At 57.8% G+C, this 16,348-nt stretch carries 14 protein-coding genes; 2 read left to right on the forward strand and 12 right to left on the reverse strand.

What is annotated here, in order from left to right; genetic code table 11:
• Nucleotides 1–227: 227 nt before the first annotated feature.
• From folA to citC, 12 genes are all read right to left on the reverse strand, one after another.
• Nucleotides 228–707 carry a type 3 dihydrofolate reductase gene (folA, locus tag L2I46_RS27715; RefSeq protein WP_004204271.1) on the reverse strand — a complete coding sequence of 160 codons (480 nt, stop codon included), beginning with the start codon at nt 705–707 and terminating at the stop codon, nt 228–230.
• Nucleotides 708–880: 173 nt separating this feature from the next.
• Nucleotides 881–2,746 (reverse strand): glutathione-regulated potassium-efflux system protein KefC, encoded by a 1,866-nt coding sequence (kefC, locus tag L2I46_RS27720; protein WP_023291948.1) that lies wholly within the window; start codon nt 2,744–2,746, stop codon nt 881–883.
• Entirely contained in the window at nt 2,739–3,272 is a 534-nt protein-coding gene (gene kefF / locus L2I46_RS27725) for a glutathione-regulated potassium-efflux system oxidoreductase KefF (RefSeq protein WP_004204269.1), read from the reverse strand. Before kefF ends, kefC begins: the two co-directional genes overlap by 8 nt.
• Nucleotides 3,273–3,403: 131 nt before the next feature.
• Nucleotides 3,404–3,637: a YgdI/YgdR family lipoprotein gene (locus L2I46_RS27730; protein ID WP_002888059.1), complete on the reverse strand. Its 234-nt coding sequence runs from the start codon at nt 3,635–3,637 to the stop codon at nt 3,404–3,406.
• A gap of 169 nt (nt 3,638–3,806) precedes the next feature.
• On the reverse strand, nt 3,807–7,031 hold the full coding sequence (gene carB, locus L2I46_RS27735; protein WP_004204267.1) for a carbamoyl-phosphate synthase large subunit: 3,225 nt from the start codon (nt 7,029–7,031) through the stop codon (nt 3,807–3,809).
• A gap of 17 nt (nt 7,032–7,048) precedes the next feature.
• A complete protein-coding gene (gene carA, locus L2I46_RS27740) occupies nt 7,049–8,197 on the reverse strand; it encodes a glutamine-hydrolyzing carbamoyl-phosphate synthase small subunit (protein ID WP_072421132.1) in 1,149 nt (382 codons plus the stop codon).
• 457 nt (nt 8,198–8,654) lie between these two features.
• Entirely contained in the window at nt 8,655–9,476 is an 822-nt protein-coding gene (dapB, locus tag L2I46_RS27745; protein ID WP_023291944.1) for a 4-hydroxy-tetrahydrodipicolinate reductase, read from the reverse strand.
• Nucleotides 9,477–9,702: 226 nt separating this feature from the next.
• Nucleotides 9,703–10,611 carry a triphosphoribosyl-dephospho-CoA synthase CitG gene (gene citG, locus L2I46_RS27750; RefSeq protein WP_032453157.1) on the reverse strand — a complete coding sequence of 303 codons (909 nt, stop codon included), beginning with the start codon at nt 10,609–10,611 and terminating at the stop codon, nt 9,703–9,705.
• An 18-nt stretch (nt 10,612–10,629) separates the two neighbouring features.
• The gene (citF, locus tag L2I46_RS27755; protein WP_032429096.1) at nt 10,630–12,156 is read right to left on the reverse strand and encodes a citrate lyase subunit alpha; all 1,527 of its coding nucleotides are present in this window, start codon (nt 12,154–12,156) and stop codon (nt 10,630–10,632) included.
• A gap of 10 nt (nt 12,157–12,166) precedes the next feature.
• On the reverse strand, nt 12,167–13,036 hold the full coding sequence (citE, locus tag L2I46_RS27760) for a citrate (pro-3S)-lyase subunit beta (protein WP_023291941.1): 870 nt from the start codon (nt 13,034–13,036) through the stop codon (nt 12,167–12,169).
• The gene (gene citD, locus L2I46_RS27765) at nt 13,033–13,326 is read right to left on the reverse strand and encodes a citrate lyase acyl carrier protein (protein WP_023291940.1); all 294 of its coding nucleotides are present in this window, start codon (nt 13,324–13,326) and stop codon (nt 13,033–13,035) included. The genes citE and citD overlap by 4 nt, the downstream gene beginning before the upstream one ends.
• A 30-nt stretch (nt 13,327–13,356) precedes the next feature.
• A complete protein-coding gene (gene citC, locus L2I46_RS27770) occupies nt 13,357–14,385 on the reverse strand; it encodes a [citrate (pro-3S)-lyase] ligase (protein WP_032429095.1) in 1,029 nt (342 codons plus the stop codon).
• A 256-nt stretch (nt 14,386–14,641) separates the two neighbouring features.
• On the opposite strand from citC, the gene citS reads away from it, so the two are divergent.
• A complete protein-coding gene (gene citS, locus L2I46_RS27775; RefSeq protein ID WP_023291938.1) occupies nt 14,642–15,982 on the forward strand; it encodes a citrate/sodium symporter CitS in 1,341 nt (446 codons plus the stop codon).
• Nucleotides 15,983–16,142: 160 nt separating this feature from the next.
• On the forward strand, nt 16,143–16,348 hold a 206-nt coding region (locus tag L2I46_RS27780), incomplete at its 3' end, for an oxaloacetate decarboxylase subunit gamma (RefSeq protein ID WP_236948377.1).

A 16,348-nucleotide genomic window follows, 5' to 3' on the forward strand; every position in this document is an offset into this window, starting at 1 on the left:
ACTGCGGGCGTGGAGCCTCGTTTGTGTCGGGTGGCGGCTAACGCCTTACCCGACCTACGTTTACGTGCCATTTGTCATCCCGGGCAGCGCTCCGGAAAAACGCACCCCGCGACGGGAAACCTGGCGTAGAAAAAATAGTGGCAGCGGCATCCGCGCTGAATTCACGCCAAAGAAAACCCCGGTCACGCCAGACGCGACCGGGGTTTTTTCATTGCTATCCTTCCCGCTTAACGGCGTTCGAGGATCTCAAAGCAGTAGCTGTGGGAGTTCTGCGCGTCGGCGTCATGAAACTCGCTGAACACCGATTCCCACTGGTCCGGATCGTAATCCGGGAAATGGGTATCGCCTTCCACTTCCGCATCGATATGGGTCAGATAGAGCTTCTGCGCCTTCGGCAGGAACTGCTCATAAACCCGACCGCCGCCGATCACCATGATCTCTTCCACATCGCCGCAGGCGGCAATCGCTTCGTCAACGGAGGAGACCCACTGCACGCGATCGTCGCTGCCTGGCTTGCTGCTGATCACGATATTTTTACGCCCCGGCAACGGGCGCCCAATGGATTCCCAGGTCAGACGCCCCATCACTACCGGCTTATTTAATGTGTTGCGTTTGAACCAGGCGAGATCGGCAGGCAGGTTCCATGGCATGGCGTTTTCCATACCAATGACGCGATCTACCGCTAACGCCGCAATCAGACTGATCATTCATTCATTCCTGAGTACAAAAAATTGTCGCCACTATACGGAAAGCGTACAACTTCGTCGACTGGCCGGAGGGTAAAGAATAAGAAAATTTTCTGATTTGCTGGCAAGCCCACGTTCGTGCCGTGGGCCGCCAGAACAGGATCCAAACGAAAACAAAATGTTACTGATTAACGTCAGGCGGAGGGCTTATTTTCCGGCTCATCGGCGATATCGCCGGTGTGCCTACCCTCTTCCGTCCCCTGCCAGCCGTGACGCTGCACCAGCGACAGATGATGACGATCTTCGTTGATGATGCCGGTCAGCATATCGCTGGTCCGCTTGAAGACCGCCACCCGCGACGCCGCGTCGTTTTCCGCCATCGCCACCATCTCTTCGACCATCTGCAGGTTGAAGCGACGGAACAGATCGGCCCGCTCGCGCGCTTCATACGCGCCGAGCCCCAGCGCCTCCAGCGTCATCCGGCCGGATTTCAGCGCCGCCTCGAAGGTTTCACGCTCCGGGGCTTCGACGCCAGCCTGACGCAGCTGGATATAGTGATCGACATCGCGGGCGCGGGAGATAATCTGCAGATGCGGAAAATGCTCTTTTACCCTCGCCACCAGCTCCAGGCTGACGTGCGGATCGTCAATGGCATTGATCAGCACCTCCGCCTTTTCGGCGCCAGCCGACTCCAGCAGATCGACCCGGGTGGCATCGCCGTAGAAGACCTTCATATCAAATTTGCGCAGAGTATCGACATGGTCCGGGTCGTGATCGAGGATCACCATCTTCACCCCGCTGGAGAGCAGCAGTCGCCCGGCGATCTGCCCGAAGCGGCCAAAGCCGGCGACAATCACCCGCGGCTGCTCTTCATCAATCTCGTCCGCATCCCGCGCCTGGCCGCTGGACGATTTCTCCAGACGGGTCAGCAGCACCAGCAGGATGGGGGTTGCCGCCATCGACAACGCCACCGCCAGGGTCAGCGCCTTTGCCCATTCGCCGTCCAGCACCTCCGCCATCCGCGCGGCGCCAAAGACCACAAACGCGAACTCACTCCCCTGCCCCAGCAGCACCGCAAACCAGCGGCGCTGGGCGCGAGGCACGCCAAGCGGCCTGGCGATAAGCCACAGCATCAGCATTTTTATCGCCAGGAAACCCACCAGCAAAATCACAATACGCAGCGGATGGGTAACCAGGGTGCCGAAATCAATCGACATCCCGACGCCGATAAAGAACAGCCCCAGCAGCAGGCCTTTAAACGGCTCAATATCGCTCTCCAGCGCATGGCGATACTCGGAGCTGGCCAGCAGCACCCCGGCGAGAAACGCCCCCATCGCCATCGACAGCCCCACCTCTTCCAGCAACAGCCCAAAGCCGAAGACCAGGAACAGGGCCACGGCGCTGAACACTTCGCGCAGACCGGAACGGGCGACAAAGCGCAGCAGCGGACGGGTCAGATAGCGCCCCAGAACCACCACCAGCGCCAGCGCCGCGGCCACCTTCAGCGCGGAGAGGGCAAAAGCCATCAGCGAAGTGGCGCCGCCGCTGGCCGCCAGCAGCGGGATCATCGCCACCAGCGGGATCGCCGCGATATCCTGGAACAGCAGCACCGCGAAGGCGCTGCGCCCCATCTGCGACATCGTCAAATTGCGCTCATTCATCGCCTGCATGGCGATAGCGGTTGAGGAGAGCGCCAGGGTCATACCGATCAGCTCGGCCACCTGCCAGCGCAGGCCCAGCAGCATGCAAAAGAGGCCGATCAATACCCCACAGGCCACCATCTGCAGCGCGCCGCCGCCAAACACCGAAGCGCGCAGCTTCCACAGACGCTGCGGATCCAGCTCCAGACCAATGACGAACAGCATCAGCACCACGCCAATCTCGGCAAAGTGCAGAATCGCCTCGGCGTCGGTCACCAGCCGCAGCCCCCACGGCCCGATAATACAGCCGGCGATGAGATAGCCCAGCACCGACCCAAGCCCAAGGCGGACGGCAATGGGCACAATCAGCGCCGCGGCGCCAAGGTAAATCAGCGCCTGTATCAGCGTATGGCTATCCATTCTGATGTGCCTCCTGCCAGTCGATTAAGCGTTGACGATAGTGGCGAGCCTGCGCCTGCAGCGTTTCGTCATCGCAGATAAAGGTGCAGTGCATGGCGAACGGCGGCAGCCATTTCATCCCGCAGTAAAGCGCGGTGGCCTGCAGCGGCTGCGCCAGCACCGGAAAACCGGGAAACGAACCGATATCAAAGTGGCTTTCACCGCCGCCGGTGGTCACCGCCCACATCAGCGACTTACCGCGCAGCGCAATACCGTTATGGCCATAGGCCCAGCCGTGCGACAGCACTTTGTCCATCCACAGCTTCAGCAGCGGCGGCACGCTATACCACTGCATCGGGTGCTGCCAGATAACCAGATCGGCACGGGCGAGCGCCGCCTGCTCGGCGGCGACATCGATATTAAAGTCGGGATAGAGTTGATAAAGGGAGCGTATCTCTACGCCTTCAAGCGTCCCTGCTTGTTCAAGCATTCGCTTATTCGCATGAGAATGCTGCGGATAAGGATGCGCATAAATTATCAGAATCATTGATTGGCCTGCGTTAGCTCTTGTCGTAATCAGCAAGAGTGTAGACAGTTAAGCGAACCGCTTACAATGATAACTGTGATTTATGTCGCGGTGGTGTACGTAACGCGCGCCTGAATGGAAAACGTCAGGCCTTAATTATCCAGCTCATCCATGGATTTCACCTGATCGCGGTTAATCTGCTCCACGCGTCCGGTTTCGGCATTTTTGTAGGAGACCAGACCGGTATCATCATCCACCTGCGGTTTACCGCTGGTGACAATGGTCTTGCCGTCGGTGGTTTTGATCGACTGATTCGATGAGCAACCGGCCACGAACATGATTGCCGTCGCTGCCAGCGCGGATGCCACCAGAATATTGTTCCGCATTGTATCCTCCTGTCTTTTCATCAATAGGTATCGTTATGGTGCTAACTATAGTTAGCCTGACCCGGCAGGGGGTTAAAAGCAGAACTCTCTGAAGATGGCCGCAGCCAAAAAAAATGGGCTGACGATATCGTCAGCCCAGGTTTGTTGCTATCCGGCCAGGCCGGAGCGCTTATTTGGTGATTTGCGCGTGCATTTCCTGAACCGAAATCACCTTGTCGGTGGCGTCAGCGTTCAGCGCCATCGCGGTGGCAAAGCCGCCATTCAGGGTGGTGTCATAGTGCACTTTGTACTGCAGGGCGCTGCGGCGAATCAGCTTGGAGTCTTCAATCGCCTGACGACCTGCGGTGGTGTTGATGATGTAGGTATATTCGCCATTCTTGATACGGTCCTGAATGTGCGGACGGCCTTCATGCACCTTGTTCACCAGACGCGGGTTGATGCCGGCTTCGCCCAGCACAATCGCCGTGCCGTGGGTTGCATCCAGCTCGAAACCAAACTTCAGCAGCTTCGCCGCCAGGTCGACCACGCGCTCTTTGTCGCCTTCGCGGACGGAGAGCAGCGCGCGCCCCTGTTTCTTCATGGTCGAGTTGCTGCCCAGCTGCGCCTTGGCGAACGCTTCGGCAAAGGTGCGGCCGACGCCCATCACTTCCCCGGTGGAGCGCATTTCTGGCCCTAACAGCGGGTCAACGCCCGGGAATTTGTTGAACGGCAGAACCACCTCTTTCACCGAGTAGTACGGCGGGATGATCTCTTTGGTCACGCCCTGCTGCGCCAGCGTCTTACCGGCCATCACGCGCGCCGCCACTTTCGCCAGCGGTACGCCGGTGGCTTTGGAGACGAACGGCACGGTACGCGCCGCACGCGGGTTGACTTCAATCAGATAGACTTCGTTATCTTTCACCGCGAACTGGACGTTCATCAGACCGCGAACCTGCAGCTCGAAGGCCAGCTTCTGCACCTGCTCGCGCATCACATCCTGAATCTCTTTGCTCAGGGTGTAGGCTGGCAGGGAACAGGCGGAGTCGCCGGAGTGAACGCCTGCCTGCTCGATATGCTCCATGATGCCGCCAATCAGCACCATTTCGCCATCGCAGATAGCATCGACATCCACTTCAATCGCGTCGTCGAGGAAGCGGTCCAGCAGCACCGGCGCGTCGTTGGAGACGCTGACCGCAGTCTGGAAGTAGCGGCGCAGATCCTGCTCGTCATAGACGATCTCCATCGCCCGACCGCCCAGCACGTAAGACGGACGCACCACCAGCGGGTAGCCAATCTCTTTCGCTTTCTCTACTGCCTGTTCAATGGCGGTGACGGTGGCGTTCGCCGGCTGCTTCAGCTTCAGACGGTCAACCGCGTGCTGGAAGCGCTCACGGTCTTCCGCACGGTCGATAGCGTCCGGGCTGGTACCGATAACCGGTACGCCTGCGGCTTCCAGAGCGCGCGCCAGCTTCAGCGGCGTCTGGCCGCCGTACTGCACGATAACGCCTTTTGGCTTCTCGATACGCACGATTTCCAGCACGTCTTCCAGGGTGACCGGCTCGAAGTACAGACGGTCGGAAGTGTCGTAGTCAGTAGAGACGGTTTCCGGGTTACAGTTGACCATGATGGTCTCGTAACCGTCTTCGCGCAGCGCCAGCGAGGCGTGTACGCAGCAGTAGTCGAATTCGATACCCTGACCGATACGGTTCGGGCCGCCGCCGAGGACCATGATTTTATCGCGGTCAACGGACGGGTTGGACTCGCACTCTTCTTCATAAGTGGAGTACATATAGGCGGTATCGGTGGCGAATTCCGCGGCGCAGGTGTCCACGCGCTTGTAGACCGGGTGCAGATCATACTGGTCGCGCAGTTTGCGGATTTCCGCTTCCCGCACGCCCGCCAGCTTCGCCAGACGCGCATCGGCAAAGCCTTTACGCTTCAGGGTACGCAGGAAGTCAGCGTCGAGGCCGTTGATGCCCACTTCCGCCACTTTCTCTTCCAGACGGACCAGCTCTTCAATCTGCACCAGGAACCAGCGGTCGATGTTGGTCAGGTTGAAGACGCCGTCAACCGAGAGGCCCGCGCGGAACGCGTCGGCGATGTACCAGATACGCTCAGCGCCGGCGTCTTTCAGTTCGCGGCGGATTTTAGTCAGCGCTTCCGGATCGTCGAGGCTCACTTTCGGGTCGAAGCCAGTGGCGCCCACTTCCAGACCGCGCAGCGCTTTCTGCAAGGACTCCTGCTGGGTACGGCCAATCGCCATCACTTCGCCAACGGACTTCATCTGGGTGGTCAGACGGTCGTTGGCGCCGGCGAATTTTTCGAAGTTAAAGCGTGGGATTTTCGTGACCACGTAGTCGATGGACGGCTCGAAGGAAGCCGGGGTACGGCCGCCGGTGATGTCGTTCATCAGCTCGTCGAGGGTGTAACCTACCGCCAGCTTGGCGGCCACTTTAGCAATCGGGAAGCCGGTGGCTTTGGAGGCCAGCGCCGAGGAGCGGGAAACGCGCGGGTTCATTTCGATAACGATCAGGCGACCGTTTTTCGGGTTGACCGCGAACTGAACGTTAGAGCCGCCGGTTTCGACGCCGATTTCACGCAGCACCGCCATCGAGGCGTTACGCATGATTTGGTACTCTTTGTCGGTCAGGGTCTGCGCCGGCGCAACGGTGATGGAGTCACCGGTATGGATCCCCATGGCGTCGAAGTTTTCGATAGAGCAGACGATGATGCAGTTGTCGTTCTTATCGCGCACCACTTCCATCTCATACTCTTTCCAGCCGATCAGCGATTCATCAATCAGCAGCTCGTTGGTGGGAGAGAGATCCAGGCCGCGGGTACAAATCTCTTCGAACTCTTCGCGGTTATAGGCGATGCCGCCGCCGGTGCCACCCATGGTGAACGACGGACGGATGATGCACGGATAGCCGACGTCAGCCGCTACCGCCAGCGCCTCTTCCATGGTGTGGGCGATACCGGAACGCGCGGTGTCGAGACCGATTTTTTTCATCGCGATATCGAAACGGCGACGGTCTTCGGCCTTGTCAATCGCATCGGCGGTGGCGCCAATCATGGTCACGCCGAATTCAGCCAGCACCCCCTGACGCTCCAGCTCCAGCGCGCAGTTCAGCGCCGTCTGGCCGCCCATGGTCGGCAGCACCGCGTCCGGGCGTTCTTTTTCGATGATTTTGCGCACCACTTCCCAGTGAATCGGCTCGATGTAGGTGGCATCGGCCATTTCCGGGTCGGTCATGATGGTCGCCGGGTTAGAGTTCACCAGGATAACGCGGTAGCCCTCTTCGCGCAGGGCTTTACAGGCCTGGGCGCCGGAGTAGTCAAACTCGCACGCCTGACCGATAACAATCGGGCCCGCGCCCAGAATCAGGATACTTTTTATATCTGTACGTTTTGGCATGGCTCTTTTACTCCTGATTATTTCGCGGACTGACGGTATTGCTCAATTAACTCGATAAAGTGGTCGAACAGCGGCGCGGCATCGTGCGGCCCCGGGCTCGCTTCAGGGTGGCCCTGGAAGCTGAACGCCGGCTTGTCGGTGCGATGGATCCCCTGCAGGGTGCCGTCGAACAGCGACTTGTGGGTCACGCGCAGGTTGGCCGGCAGCGTCGCCTCATCCACGGCGAAACCGTGGTTCTGGGCGGTGATCATCACCACGTTATTATCAATATCTTTCACCGGGTGGTTGCCGCCGTGGTGGCCGAACTTCATCTTAATGGTCTTGGCGCCGCTCGCCAGCGCCAGCAGCTGATGGCCGAGGCAGATGCCGAACACCGGAATATCGGTCTCCAGGAATTTTTCAATCGCGTCGATAGCGTAATCACACGGCGCCGGGTCGCCAGGACCGTTGGAGAGGAAAATGCCGTCCGGATTGAGCGCCAGCACATCCGCCGCCGAAGTCTTCGCCGGCACCACCGTCAGGCGGCAGCCGCGGTCAACCAGCATGCGCAGGATGTTGCGTTTCGCGCCGAAGTCATACGCGACGACGTGGAACGGCAGCTCGTTTTCCGCTTTCGCTTCCGGCAGGTCGCCCGCCAGGGTCCAGCTGCCTTGCGTCCAGCTGTAGGTTTCTGCGGTGGTCACTTCTTTCGCCAGGTCCATGCCGTTCAGGCCAGGGAACGCTTTCGCTTTTTCCAGCGCCAGCTGGGCATCCGGACTGTCGCCCGCGATGATGCAGCCGTTCTGCGCCCCTTTCTCACGCAGCAGACGCGTCAGCTTGCGGGTATCGATATCGGCAATCGCCACGATGTTATGGCGCTTCAGATAGGAAGAGAGGTCTTCGGTACTGCGGAAGTTGCTGGCAATCAGCGGCAGGTCGCGAATAACCAGACCCTGAGCATGTACCTGAGAAGATTCTTCATCGGCGGCGTTGGTGCCGACATTACCAATATGAGGATAAGTAAGAGTGACGATTTGGCGGGAATAGGAAGGATCAGTGAGGATTTCTTGATAACCGGTCATTGAAGTATTGAAAACGACTTCCCCAACCGCCGTGCCGGTTGCCCCGATGGCCCGACCGTGAAACTGGGTTCCGTCTTCCAGAACCAATAGCGCTGACTTAATCAAAACATCCTCCAGAGAATATCCACTCACTTTATTTGCATATTAATTCATAAACACGATCTGAATCAATGCAAATCTGTTGCCCGCAGATTTTTGGCAAACGGCGGCATTCTGGAGAGATGTCGGATAAAAGTCAACTTAAAGCGGAGATTTTTAATGTCATTTTACGCCACTGGCGCATAACACGTGATTTTTACGCCAAAAAGATCAACAAACCTGGCTGAGAAAACGCTTGCGGACGGCGAAGAGTGTAAAACCTGGCGCTGAACGGCAAAAAAGTGGACCAAATGGTCAAAATTTACATTTCGTTCACTAAAAAACCGAACTACACCCAAACTTATAGCCTTCTCATATGAAAAACAAACAAAAACAGCTAAAAATAAAAAAGGGCAACAAAATATCGCCCCTTGCATCAATAACTTATTGATAGCAATAACCACATCACGATGGGTAATAATCGTTATAAACTATTCAGTTCCAGCACATCGCGCATATCAAAGAGGCCATTTTTCTTGCCTTTCAGCCACAATGCAGAGCGAACCGCGCCATTAGCAAATGTCATCCGACTGGAGGCTTTATGGGTGATCTCAATACGTTCGCCAATATCAGCAAACATCGCTGTATGTTCACCGACGATATCCCCCGCGCGGACGGTCGCGAAGCCAATGGTGCCCGGGACGCGTTCGCCAGTGTGGCCTTCACGACTGTAGACCGCGCAGTCCTTGAGATCTTTGTTCAATGCCCCGGCGATCGCTTCGCCCATCGCCAGCGCGGTGCCTGAAGGCGCATCCACTTTATGCCGATGGTGCGCTTCGATAATTTCGATGTCGGTGTAGTCGCCCATCACCTTCGCCGCCTTCTCCAGCAGCTTTAACAGAACATTGACGCCGACGCTAAAGTTAGCGGCAAAGACAATGGCAATCTCCTGCGCGGCATCGCTAATCGCCTGCTTGCCAGCGTCGTCAAAACCGGTGGTGCCTATGACCATCCCTTTGCCGTGGTCGCGGCAAAACGCCAGATGGTTCAGCGTGCCTTCCGGGCGGGTAAAATCGATCAACACGTCGAAATCATCTTTTACCGCCGTCAGGCTGCTCTGCACCGTGACGCCCGCTTTGCCGGCGCCCGCCAGCTCGCCGGCGTCGCTGCCCACCAGGCTGGATCCTTCACGCTCCAGCGCCGCGCCCAGCGCCACTCCATCCATCTGCAGCGCAGCCTGAATTAACTGGCGTCCCATCCGGCCGCCCGCGCCGGCGATGGCCACGCGGATTTGTGCATCATGCATAGCTATTCTCTTTTGTTAACATTACGTAAATTGTTTTCAGAGTAACCAGCCCGTCAGCGGGCCGCTACTCAAAAACGCCGATAATTAGAAATTTATGACAAACGGCGGACGATATCAGTAAAAACTATACGATTGTGCCGCAATTCCTCGTTTACGCAGTGAGAACCAGGATGCGAATGATGATGCCCCGCCCGCACGGTGCGGGCGAGGGCCATGTTGCAGAGGGTTACAGCGGGAAAAGCGCGCCGGCGGGAAACGCGGATAAAAACCAGGTCACCGCCAGCAGATCGGCGCTACCGCCGGGGCTAAGATGGCGGGCAATCAGATCGTCATCAAACTGGCGCAACGCCTCCAGCCCACCGTCAGCCAGCACGCCGCCCTGCCACAGCAGCCGCTGCGCCTCCTGCTGGACATAGTTCAACCCGGCCAGCCCGCCGCGTGACACCAGGTTGGTGTCATCATTCCATGCCATCAGATGCAGCAGGGTTTGCAGTAGCGCCAGATTGCTGTCGCCGGTCTCCTCCATCATGCGGTTAAAGACCGGTAATGCCTGGGTGCGCACAGTCAGGAATCCGCTCTCCGCCTCGCCGCGGGCGCCGGAGAAGCCGTAACGCAGAAAATGCATCTCGCCTTTGCTCAGCCGTTCCCCACTGGCGGAGGATAATTCCTGCATAACCATGCCGCGACAGAAGCGCGCCACCTGGTCGCAAAGCCGGTGCTGCTCTATCGGCTCGCCTTTCGAGACCAGCCTGCCCGCTGCCGCGCTGAGCAGGCCAAAAGCGAAGATCGCCCCACGATGGGTATTCACCCCGCCGGTGACCTCCAGCATATCGTTCTCGCAGGCCATTCCCACCGGACGCAGCATCATCAACACCTGCTCCGGCGCGACCGCCGCGGTATCGTGGCCCATGATAAAAAACTTCTCCATCCACGGCGCCACCACCGCGGTACTGGCCTCAAACGAGGCCAGATCCATATCCCGGTGCGCGCCAGCGTTACGAATATCCACCAGCCCGGGCTTAGGGGTCAGGCGAACTTCGGTCAACAGCGCGCGCTCTACCGCGCTGACCACCTCTTCGGCGCTCAGTGGTTTTCCGCGTAGCACACGCGGAGGTTGAATTAACACGTCGCTCATAGCCTTTCCCCTCTGCGCTTAGTCGCTGTTTTTCACCTGATGGATCACATCGATGACCGAACCGTCGCGATAGCGGACTACCGCCACCACCCGATCGGTAAATTCGATCGCTTTCGGTTTGCCCGTCAGCAACTCCGCGCGCTGCTGCAGTTCCTCAATGGTCATCAGCGCAATACCGGCGTTGCGTAAATTGTCGATCAGGTCCTGGCGCGCCGGGTTTACCGCAATGCCATGGTCGGTGACCAGCACATCCACGCTGGCTCCCGGCGTCACGCGGGTCAGCACCTTTTCCACGACGCAGGGAATGCGGCCGCGAACTAACGGCGCGGTAATGATGGTCAAATCCGCGCCGGCGGCGGTATCGCTATGACCGCCTGACGCGCCGCGCAGCACGCCATTGGAGCCGGTCATCACGTTGACGTTAAAGTCGGTGTCAATTTCCAGCGCGCTGAGCATTACCACGTTTAAGCGCTCGCAGGAGGCCCCTTTGGAACCCGGGCTGGCATACTGATTGGTAGAGATTTCGACGTGGTTCGGGTTCTGCGCCAGCGAGCGCGCCGCATCGCCATCGAACGACTGGGTGTCGAGCAGCGTTTTAATCAGCCCTTTCTCATGCAGATCGACCATCGTCCCGGTGATGCCGCCAAGGCCGAAGCTGGCGGTGATACCGTTGCGGCGCATTTTGTCTTCCAGGAAGCGGCTCACCGCCAGCGAGGCGCCGCCGGTACCGGTCTGCAGTGAGAAACCCTCTTTAAAGTAACCGGAGTGTTCAACCACTTTCGCCGCCTGGCGGGCGATCAGCAGCTCGCGCGGATTGCTGGTCAGACGAATGGCGCCAGCGGTGATTTTTTCCGGATCGCCTACTTCGTCCACCTGAACGATCAGATCCACCTGATCCTGGGCGATACTGGCCGGGTAGTTAGGGTAGTCCACCCACTCTTCGGTCAACAGCACGACGCATTTGGCATGTTCCGCATCAACGCGCGCGTAGCCCAGCGAGCCGCAGCGCGACTTACCGCTAAAGCCGTTGGCATTGCCAAACTCATCGCAGCAGGGAACGCCGAGGAACGCCACGTCAATGGACAACTCACCGCTTTGGATCAGCTGTACGCGACCACCGTGAGAGTGGATCTGCACCGGATTTTCCATCAGCCCGGCGGAGATCTCCTCGCCGAGCTTCCCGCGCAGGCCGGAGGTGTAGATCTGGCGGATCACGCCGTTTTTAATATGCTCGATCAGCGGCCAGTGAGCGTCGATAAGCGAACTGGACGCCAGGGTCAGATCGCGAAAGCCCATCTCCGCCAGCTTCGCCACCACCATATTGACCACTTTGTCACCGCCGCGAAACGCGTGGTGGAACGAGATGGTCATGCCGTTTCGCAGGCCGGAACGACGGATTGCCGTTTCCAGCGAGTCGCAGATTTTACGCCGGCGCTTTTCCGTCTCACTGGCCAGCCATGGGCTTTTCGCCGTCACGCCGCTGTAAGGGGTCAATCCTTCCGGCATCACATACTGCTGATTAAGCATTGCTACTGTCTCTTTCATCTTATTCCCCTTAATCACGAATACCGGAAGCTGAAAGCGCCACCACTTTGCGCGCGTGGTCGATAATCGGTCCATCGATCATCTTGCCGTTCAGTGACACCACGCCCAGACCGCGCGACTCTGCCTCTTCCGCCGCGGCAATCACCTCCAGCGCATGGTCGACCTCTTTTCGCGTCGGGGCATAGACCTGGTGCAGCAGTTCGATCTGGCGCGGGTTGACCAGTGATTTCCCGTTGAAGCCGAGGTTCTTCGCCAGATTCGCTTCCGCGAGGAAGCCCTCTTCATTATTAATATCCGACCACACGACGTCATAGGCGGCGATGCCGGCGACCCGCGCAGCATGCAGCACGGCGCAGCGGGCATAGAAGAGCTCAGTGCCGTCGCCGCGGGAGGTGCCCATATCCATAACGTAGTCGAAGGCCGCCAGCGCGATGGCCGACAGACGCGGGCTGGCGCGGGCGATCTCGACCGCGTTTACCACCCCCAGCGCCGACTCGATGGCCGCCATAAGCCTGGTGCTACCCACTTCCCGGCCGCACTCGCGTTCTATCCGCTCAACGTGGGCTTCCAGTTCATGAATATCTTCTTTGCTGTCGGTTTTCGGCAGACGTACCATGTCCACACCCGCGCGTACCACCGCTTCCAGGTCGGCCAGACCAAACGGCGTATTTAGCGGGTTAATGCGCACCACGGTTTCGATATCCTGATACAGCGGATGCTGCAGCGCCTGATACACCAGCAGGCGAGCGGTATCTTTCTCGCGCAGCGAAACGGCATCTTCAAGGTCGAACATCACCGCATCGGCGCCGTAAACGAATGAAGTACTTAACATGGCGGCATTGGCGCCGGGGATAAACAGCATACTGCGACGTGGTTTCATAGCTGGCTCCATTGCAATTGAGACTGTTGCGCCGCGCGCAGGGCCGCAGCCTGAACCCGGGCGCGCAGAACGCACTCCAGCGCCCCTTTATCATCCACCACCACGTTGGCCTGGCTAACGCCGAGCTGCGTCAGGGTTTCTCTGACCACCTGCTCAATCGCATCGCCAAACTGCTGCTTCACAATGCTGTCGATCTCCAGTTGAATGCCCGGCTGCGTCGCCGGCCCAATCCTGACCATCACATCGCTGGACTCCAGCGTGCCGGCCAGGGCGTCAATCTTCATTTCCATAGAGGCAAATCCTTTGTTATGGCGTAAAAATCAGGCGGTTTGATGTTCGCTTTCCGCCAGTTGCATCAGAAAAGAGAGGGTTCCCGGCGGCACCAGCGCCGCCACCGCCTGCCAGTTGCGCTGCCGGTACAGTTCGCGCACCCTGGAAGCCGATATCGGCCCGCCGTTTTTTTCGATCCGCGCCAGCTCAACCACTTCAACAGGCGGCGCGTCGCCTGGCGCTGCCAGCAACGCTTTCATACGCTGGTTGTAATGGCGGGTCAGCGAACACAGCGGCTCAGTGCCGACAAAACGATGGGTTATCTTCAGCGCCGGGGCTAAATGTTCGCGGAACAGCTGGAGATCGATCTGGTTGTGGCAGTCGTCTACCACCCCCTGTTCTTTGAGGAAGTAGCCAGGGAAGGTGGCCCGCGAGATGAGGTATGCCGAACCGGGATGTAGCGTTACCTTGTCGATGCCGGCAATCCCTTTTTCGATTAGCGTGTAGCGATCCTGATACGTGAAACGGGAGGCATCCTCTTTCACCACAAACAGGTGTAGCCAGTCGCACTGACGGGCCGCCTGCTCCACCAGCCAGCGGTGGCCGAGCGTGAACGGGTTGGCGTTCATCACGATAGCGCCTATTTTGCGTCCCGGCTGACGGTACATCGCCAGCTGGCGGCAGTAGCGGGTCAGCCGTTCGCGGCTATTTTCCAGTAACACGGCGAGATCGCCGGCCTGCGCGATTGGCCAGAATCCGGCGCCGGCAAAGAGCGCGACGTTACAGGGCTTAGTGAATAAAAACAGTTCACTGCGCCCCAGCTCGTAGGCCAGGGTGAGTAATTCTGTCAGTAGCTTAAGGCTCAGCCCCTCCCCCTGCAGCGAGGGGTCGATAGCGATGCACTTCAGGACGTTGCCGGCGATGGCGCCGCAGCCGACCAGCCGCTGCTGATACTCGGCGACAATGGCCATTTCGCAATCAGCCTCTAATGAGAGCTGATGCTGACGGAGAAAGAGGTCAATCGCCTCTCGCCGCGATTTATCCTTCCGTAGCAGAACGCGTTTTAATATCAGAGTCATTTTTTAGCGCTTCGTTATTCCAAAACGACCTGTATTTCGCCAGCGTTCGGCTATCGATTCTTGTATTTAAATCACAATTTTTCCCGTCGCTTAATTGGCTTTATGGTTTTTATGTTGTTAATTCATTCAGCATAATAAAAATAATTAAATTAATTAAAAACACGAGTATTCAGTGAAGGTTATCACACCTTAACACTGAATCTATTTATTACTATGCGCCGGTCTTATTACTTCATTGATAAACAGGATAACGTTTATGACTAACATGAGCCAGGCTCCGGCGACGGAGAAAAAGGGCGTAAGCGACCTGCTGGGATTTAAAATCTTCGGCATGCCGTTACCCCTTTATGCGTTTGCGTTAATTACGCTATTACTTTCCCACTTCTTTAATGCGTTACCCACCGACCTGGTTGGCGGCTTTGCCATTATGTTTATTATCGGCGCCATCTTTGGCGAGATTGGCAAACGGCTGCCGATATTTAATAAATATATTGGCGGCGCGCCGGTGATGATCTTCCTCGTCGCCGCTTATTTCGTTTACGCAGGCATTTTTACCCAAAAAGAAATTGATGCAATCACTAATGTGATGGATAAAAGCAACTTCCTGAACTTATTCATCGCAGTTTTGATAACTGGCGCCATTCTCTCGGTTAACCGTAAACTGCTGTTGAAATCGCTGCTGGGTTATATTCCGACGATCCTTATGGGGATCCTCGGCGCATCTATCTTCGGGATTATCATCGGCCTGTGCTTCGGTATTTCCGTAGACCGCATCATGATGCTGTACGTCCTGCCGATTATGGGCGGCGGCAACGGCGCAGGCGCGGTTCCGCTGTCTGAAATTTATCACTCCGTCACCGGCCGCTCCCGTGAAGAGTACTACTCCACCGCGATTGCCATTCTGACCATCGCCAATATCTTCGCCATCGTTTTTGCCGCGCTGCTCGATATTATCGGTAAAAAACACACCTGGCTGAGCGGGGAAGGCGAACTGGTACGTAAAGCCTCCTTTAAAGTTGATGATGATGAAAAAGCAGGCCAGATTACCCATCGCGAAACGGCAGTCGGCCTGGTGCTCGCCACCACCTGTTTCCTGCTGGCCTACGTCATTGCCAAGAAAATTTTGCCAAGCATTGGCGGTGTCTCAATCCACTATTTCGCCTGGATGGTGCTGATCGTCGCGGCGCTGAACGCTTCCGGCCTCTGCTCGCCGGAGATCAAAGCCGGGGCCAAACGCCTGTCTGACTTCTTCTCTAAGCAGCTGCTGTGGGTACTGATGGTCGGGGTCGGCGTGTGCTACACCGACCTGCAGGAAATTATCGACGCGATTACCTTCGCGAACGTCATCATCGCTGCGGTAATCGTCGTGGGTGCTGTCGTCGGGGCGGCCATCGGCGGCTGGATGATTGGCTTCTTCCCGATCGAATCCGCCATCACCGCAGGCCTGTGCATGGCTAACCGCGGCGGCTCAGGCGACCTGGAAGTGCTCTCTGCCTGTAACCGTATGAATCTTATCTCTTATGCGCAAATCTCCTCCCGTCTGGGCGGCGGTATTGTGCTGGTCATCGCCAGCATTGTGTTCGGCATGATGATGTAACCAACACGCACGATGGCGATGTTTGAGCGTCAACCACAGCGATGCCAGTTAGGGGCCAGAGCCGGGGGCGGCTTCGGGAAATCCCCCCTACTCCTTAGCCGGAAGTATCGTTTGGTTAACCTTCAAACACGCCGTCGTGCCCTTACTTTAGGGTCTTTCAATGACTGAAGCTGTACTGCTGGGTGAAGGCTTCACCCTGATGTGCCTCGGCATGGGGTTCGTGCTGGCGTTTCTGTTTCTGCTGATTTTCGCCATCCAGGGGATGTCCGCCGCCGTCAACCGCTTCTTCCCCGAACCGGCTGCGGCGCCGAAAGCGACGCCACTGCCCGCCGTTGCGCCCGCCGGCGACTTCGCCCGCTTAACGCC

It is taken from the genome of Klebsiella sp. 2019SCSN059 (genome assembly GCF_021739525.1).
In the GTDB taxonomy this organism is placed as follows: Bacteria; Pseudomonadota; Gammaproteobacteria; order Enterobacterales; family Enterobacteriaceae; genus Klebsiella; species Klebsiella quasipneumoniae.

Bases quoted from the DNA above. Each gene is read 5' to 3' on its own strand.
- dapB (WP_023291944.1), bottom strand. From the start codon at position 9,476: ATGCATGATGCACAAATCCGCGTGGCCATCGCCGGCGCGGGCGGCCGG.
- citG (WP_032453157.1), bottom strand. From the start codon at position 10,611: ATGAGCGACGTGTTAATTCAACCTCCGCGTGTGCTACGCGGAAAACCA.
- citE (WP_023291941.1), bottom strand. From the start codon at position 13,036: ATGAAACCACGTCGCAGTATGCTGTTTATCCCCGGCGCCAATGCCGCC.
- citC (WP_032429095.1), bottom strand. From the start codon at position 14,385: ATGACTCTGATATTAAAACGCGTTCTGCTACGGAAGGATAAATCGCGG.
- L2I46_RS27730 (WP_002888059.1), bottom strand. From the start codon at position 3,637: ATGCGGAACAATATTCTGGTGGCATCCGCGCTGGCAGCGACGGCAATC.
- carB (WP_004204267.1), bottom strand. From the start codon at position 7,031: ATGCCAAAACGTACAGATATAAAAAGTATCCTGATTCTGGGCGCGGGC.
- citD (WP_023291940.1), bottom strand. From the start codon at position 13,326: ATGGAAATGAAGATTGACGCCCTGGCCGGCACGCTGGAGTCCAGCGAT.
- kefC (WP_023291948.1), bottom strand. From the start codon at position 2,746: ATGGATAGCCATACGCTGATACAGGCGCTGATTTACCTTGGCGCCGCG.
- kefF (WP_004204269.1), bottom strand. From the start codon at position 3,272: ATGATTCTGATAATTTATGCGCATCCTTATCCGCAGCATTCTCATGCG.
- citF (WP_032429096.1), bottom strand. From the start codon at position 12,156: ATGAAAGAGACAGTAGCAATGCTTAATCAGCAGTATGTGATGCCGGAA.
- citS (WP_023291938.1), top strand. From the start codon at position 14,642: ATGACTAACATGAGCCAGGCTCCGGCGACGGAGAAAAAGGGCGTAAGC.
- folA (WP_004204271.1), bottom strand. From the start codon at position 707: ATGATCAGTCTGATTGCGGCGTTAGCGGTAGATCGCGTCATTGGTATG.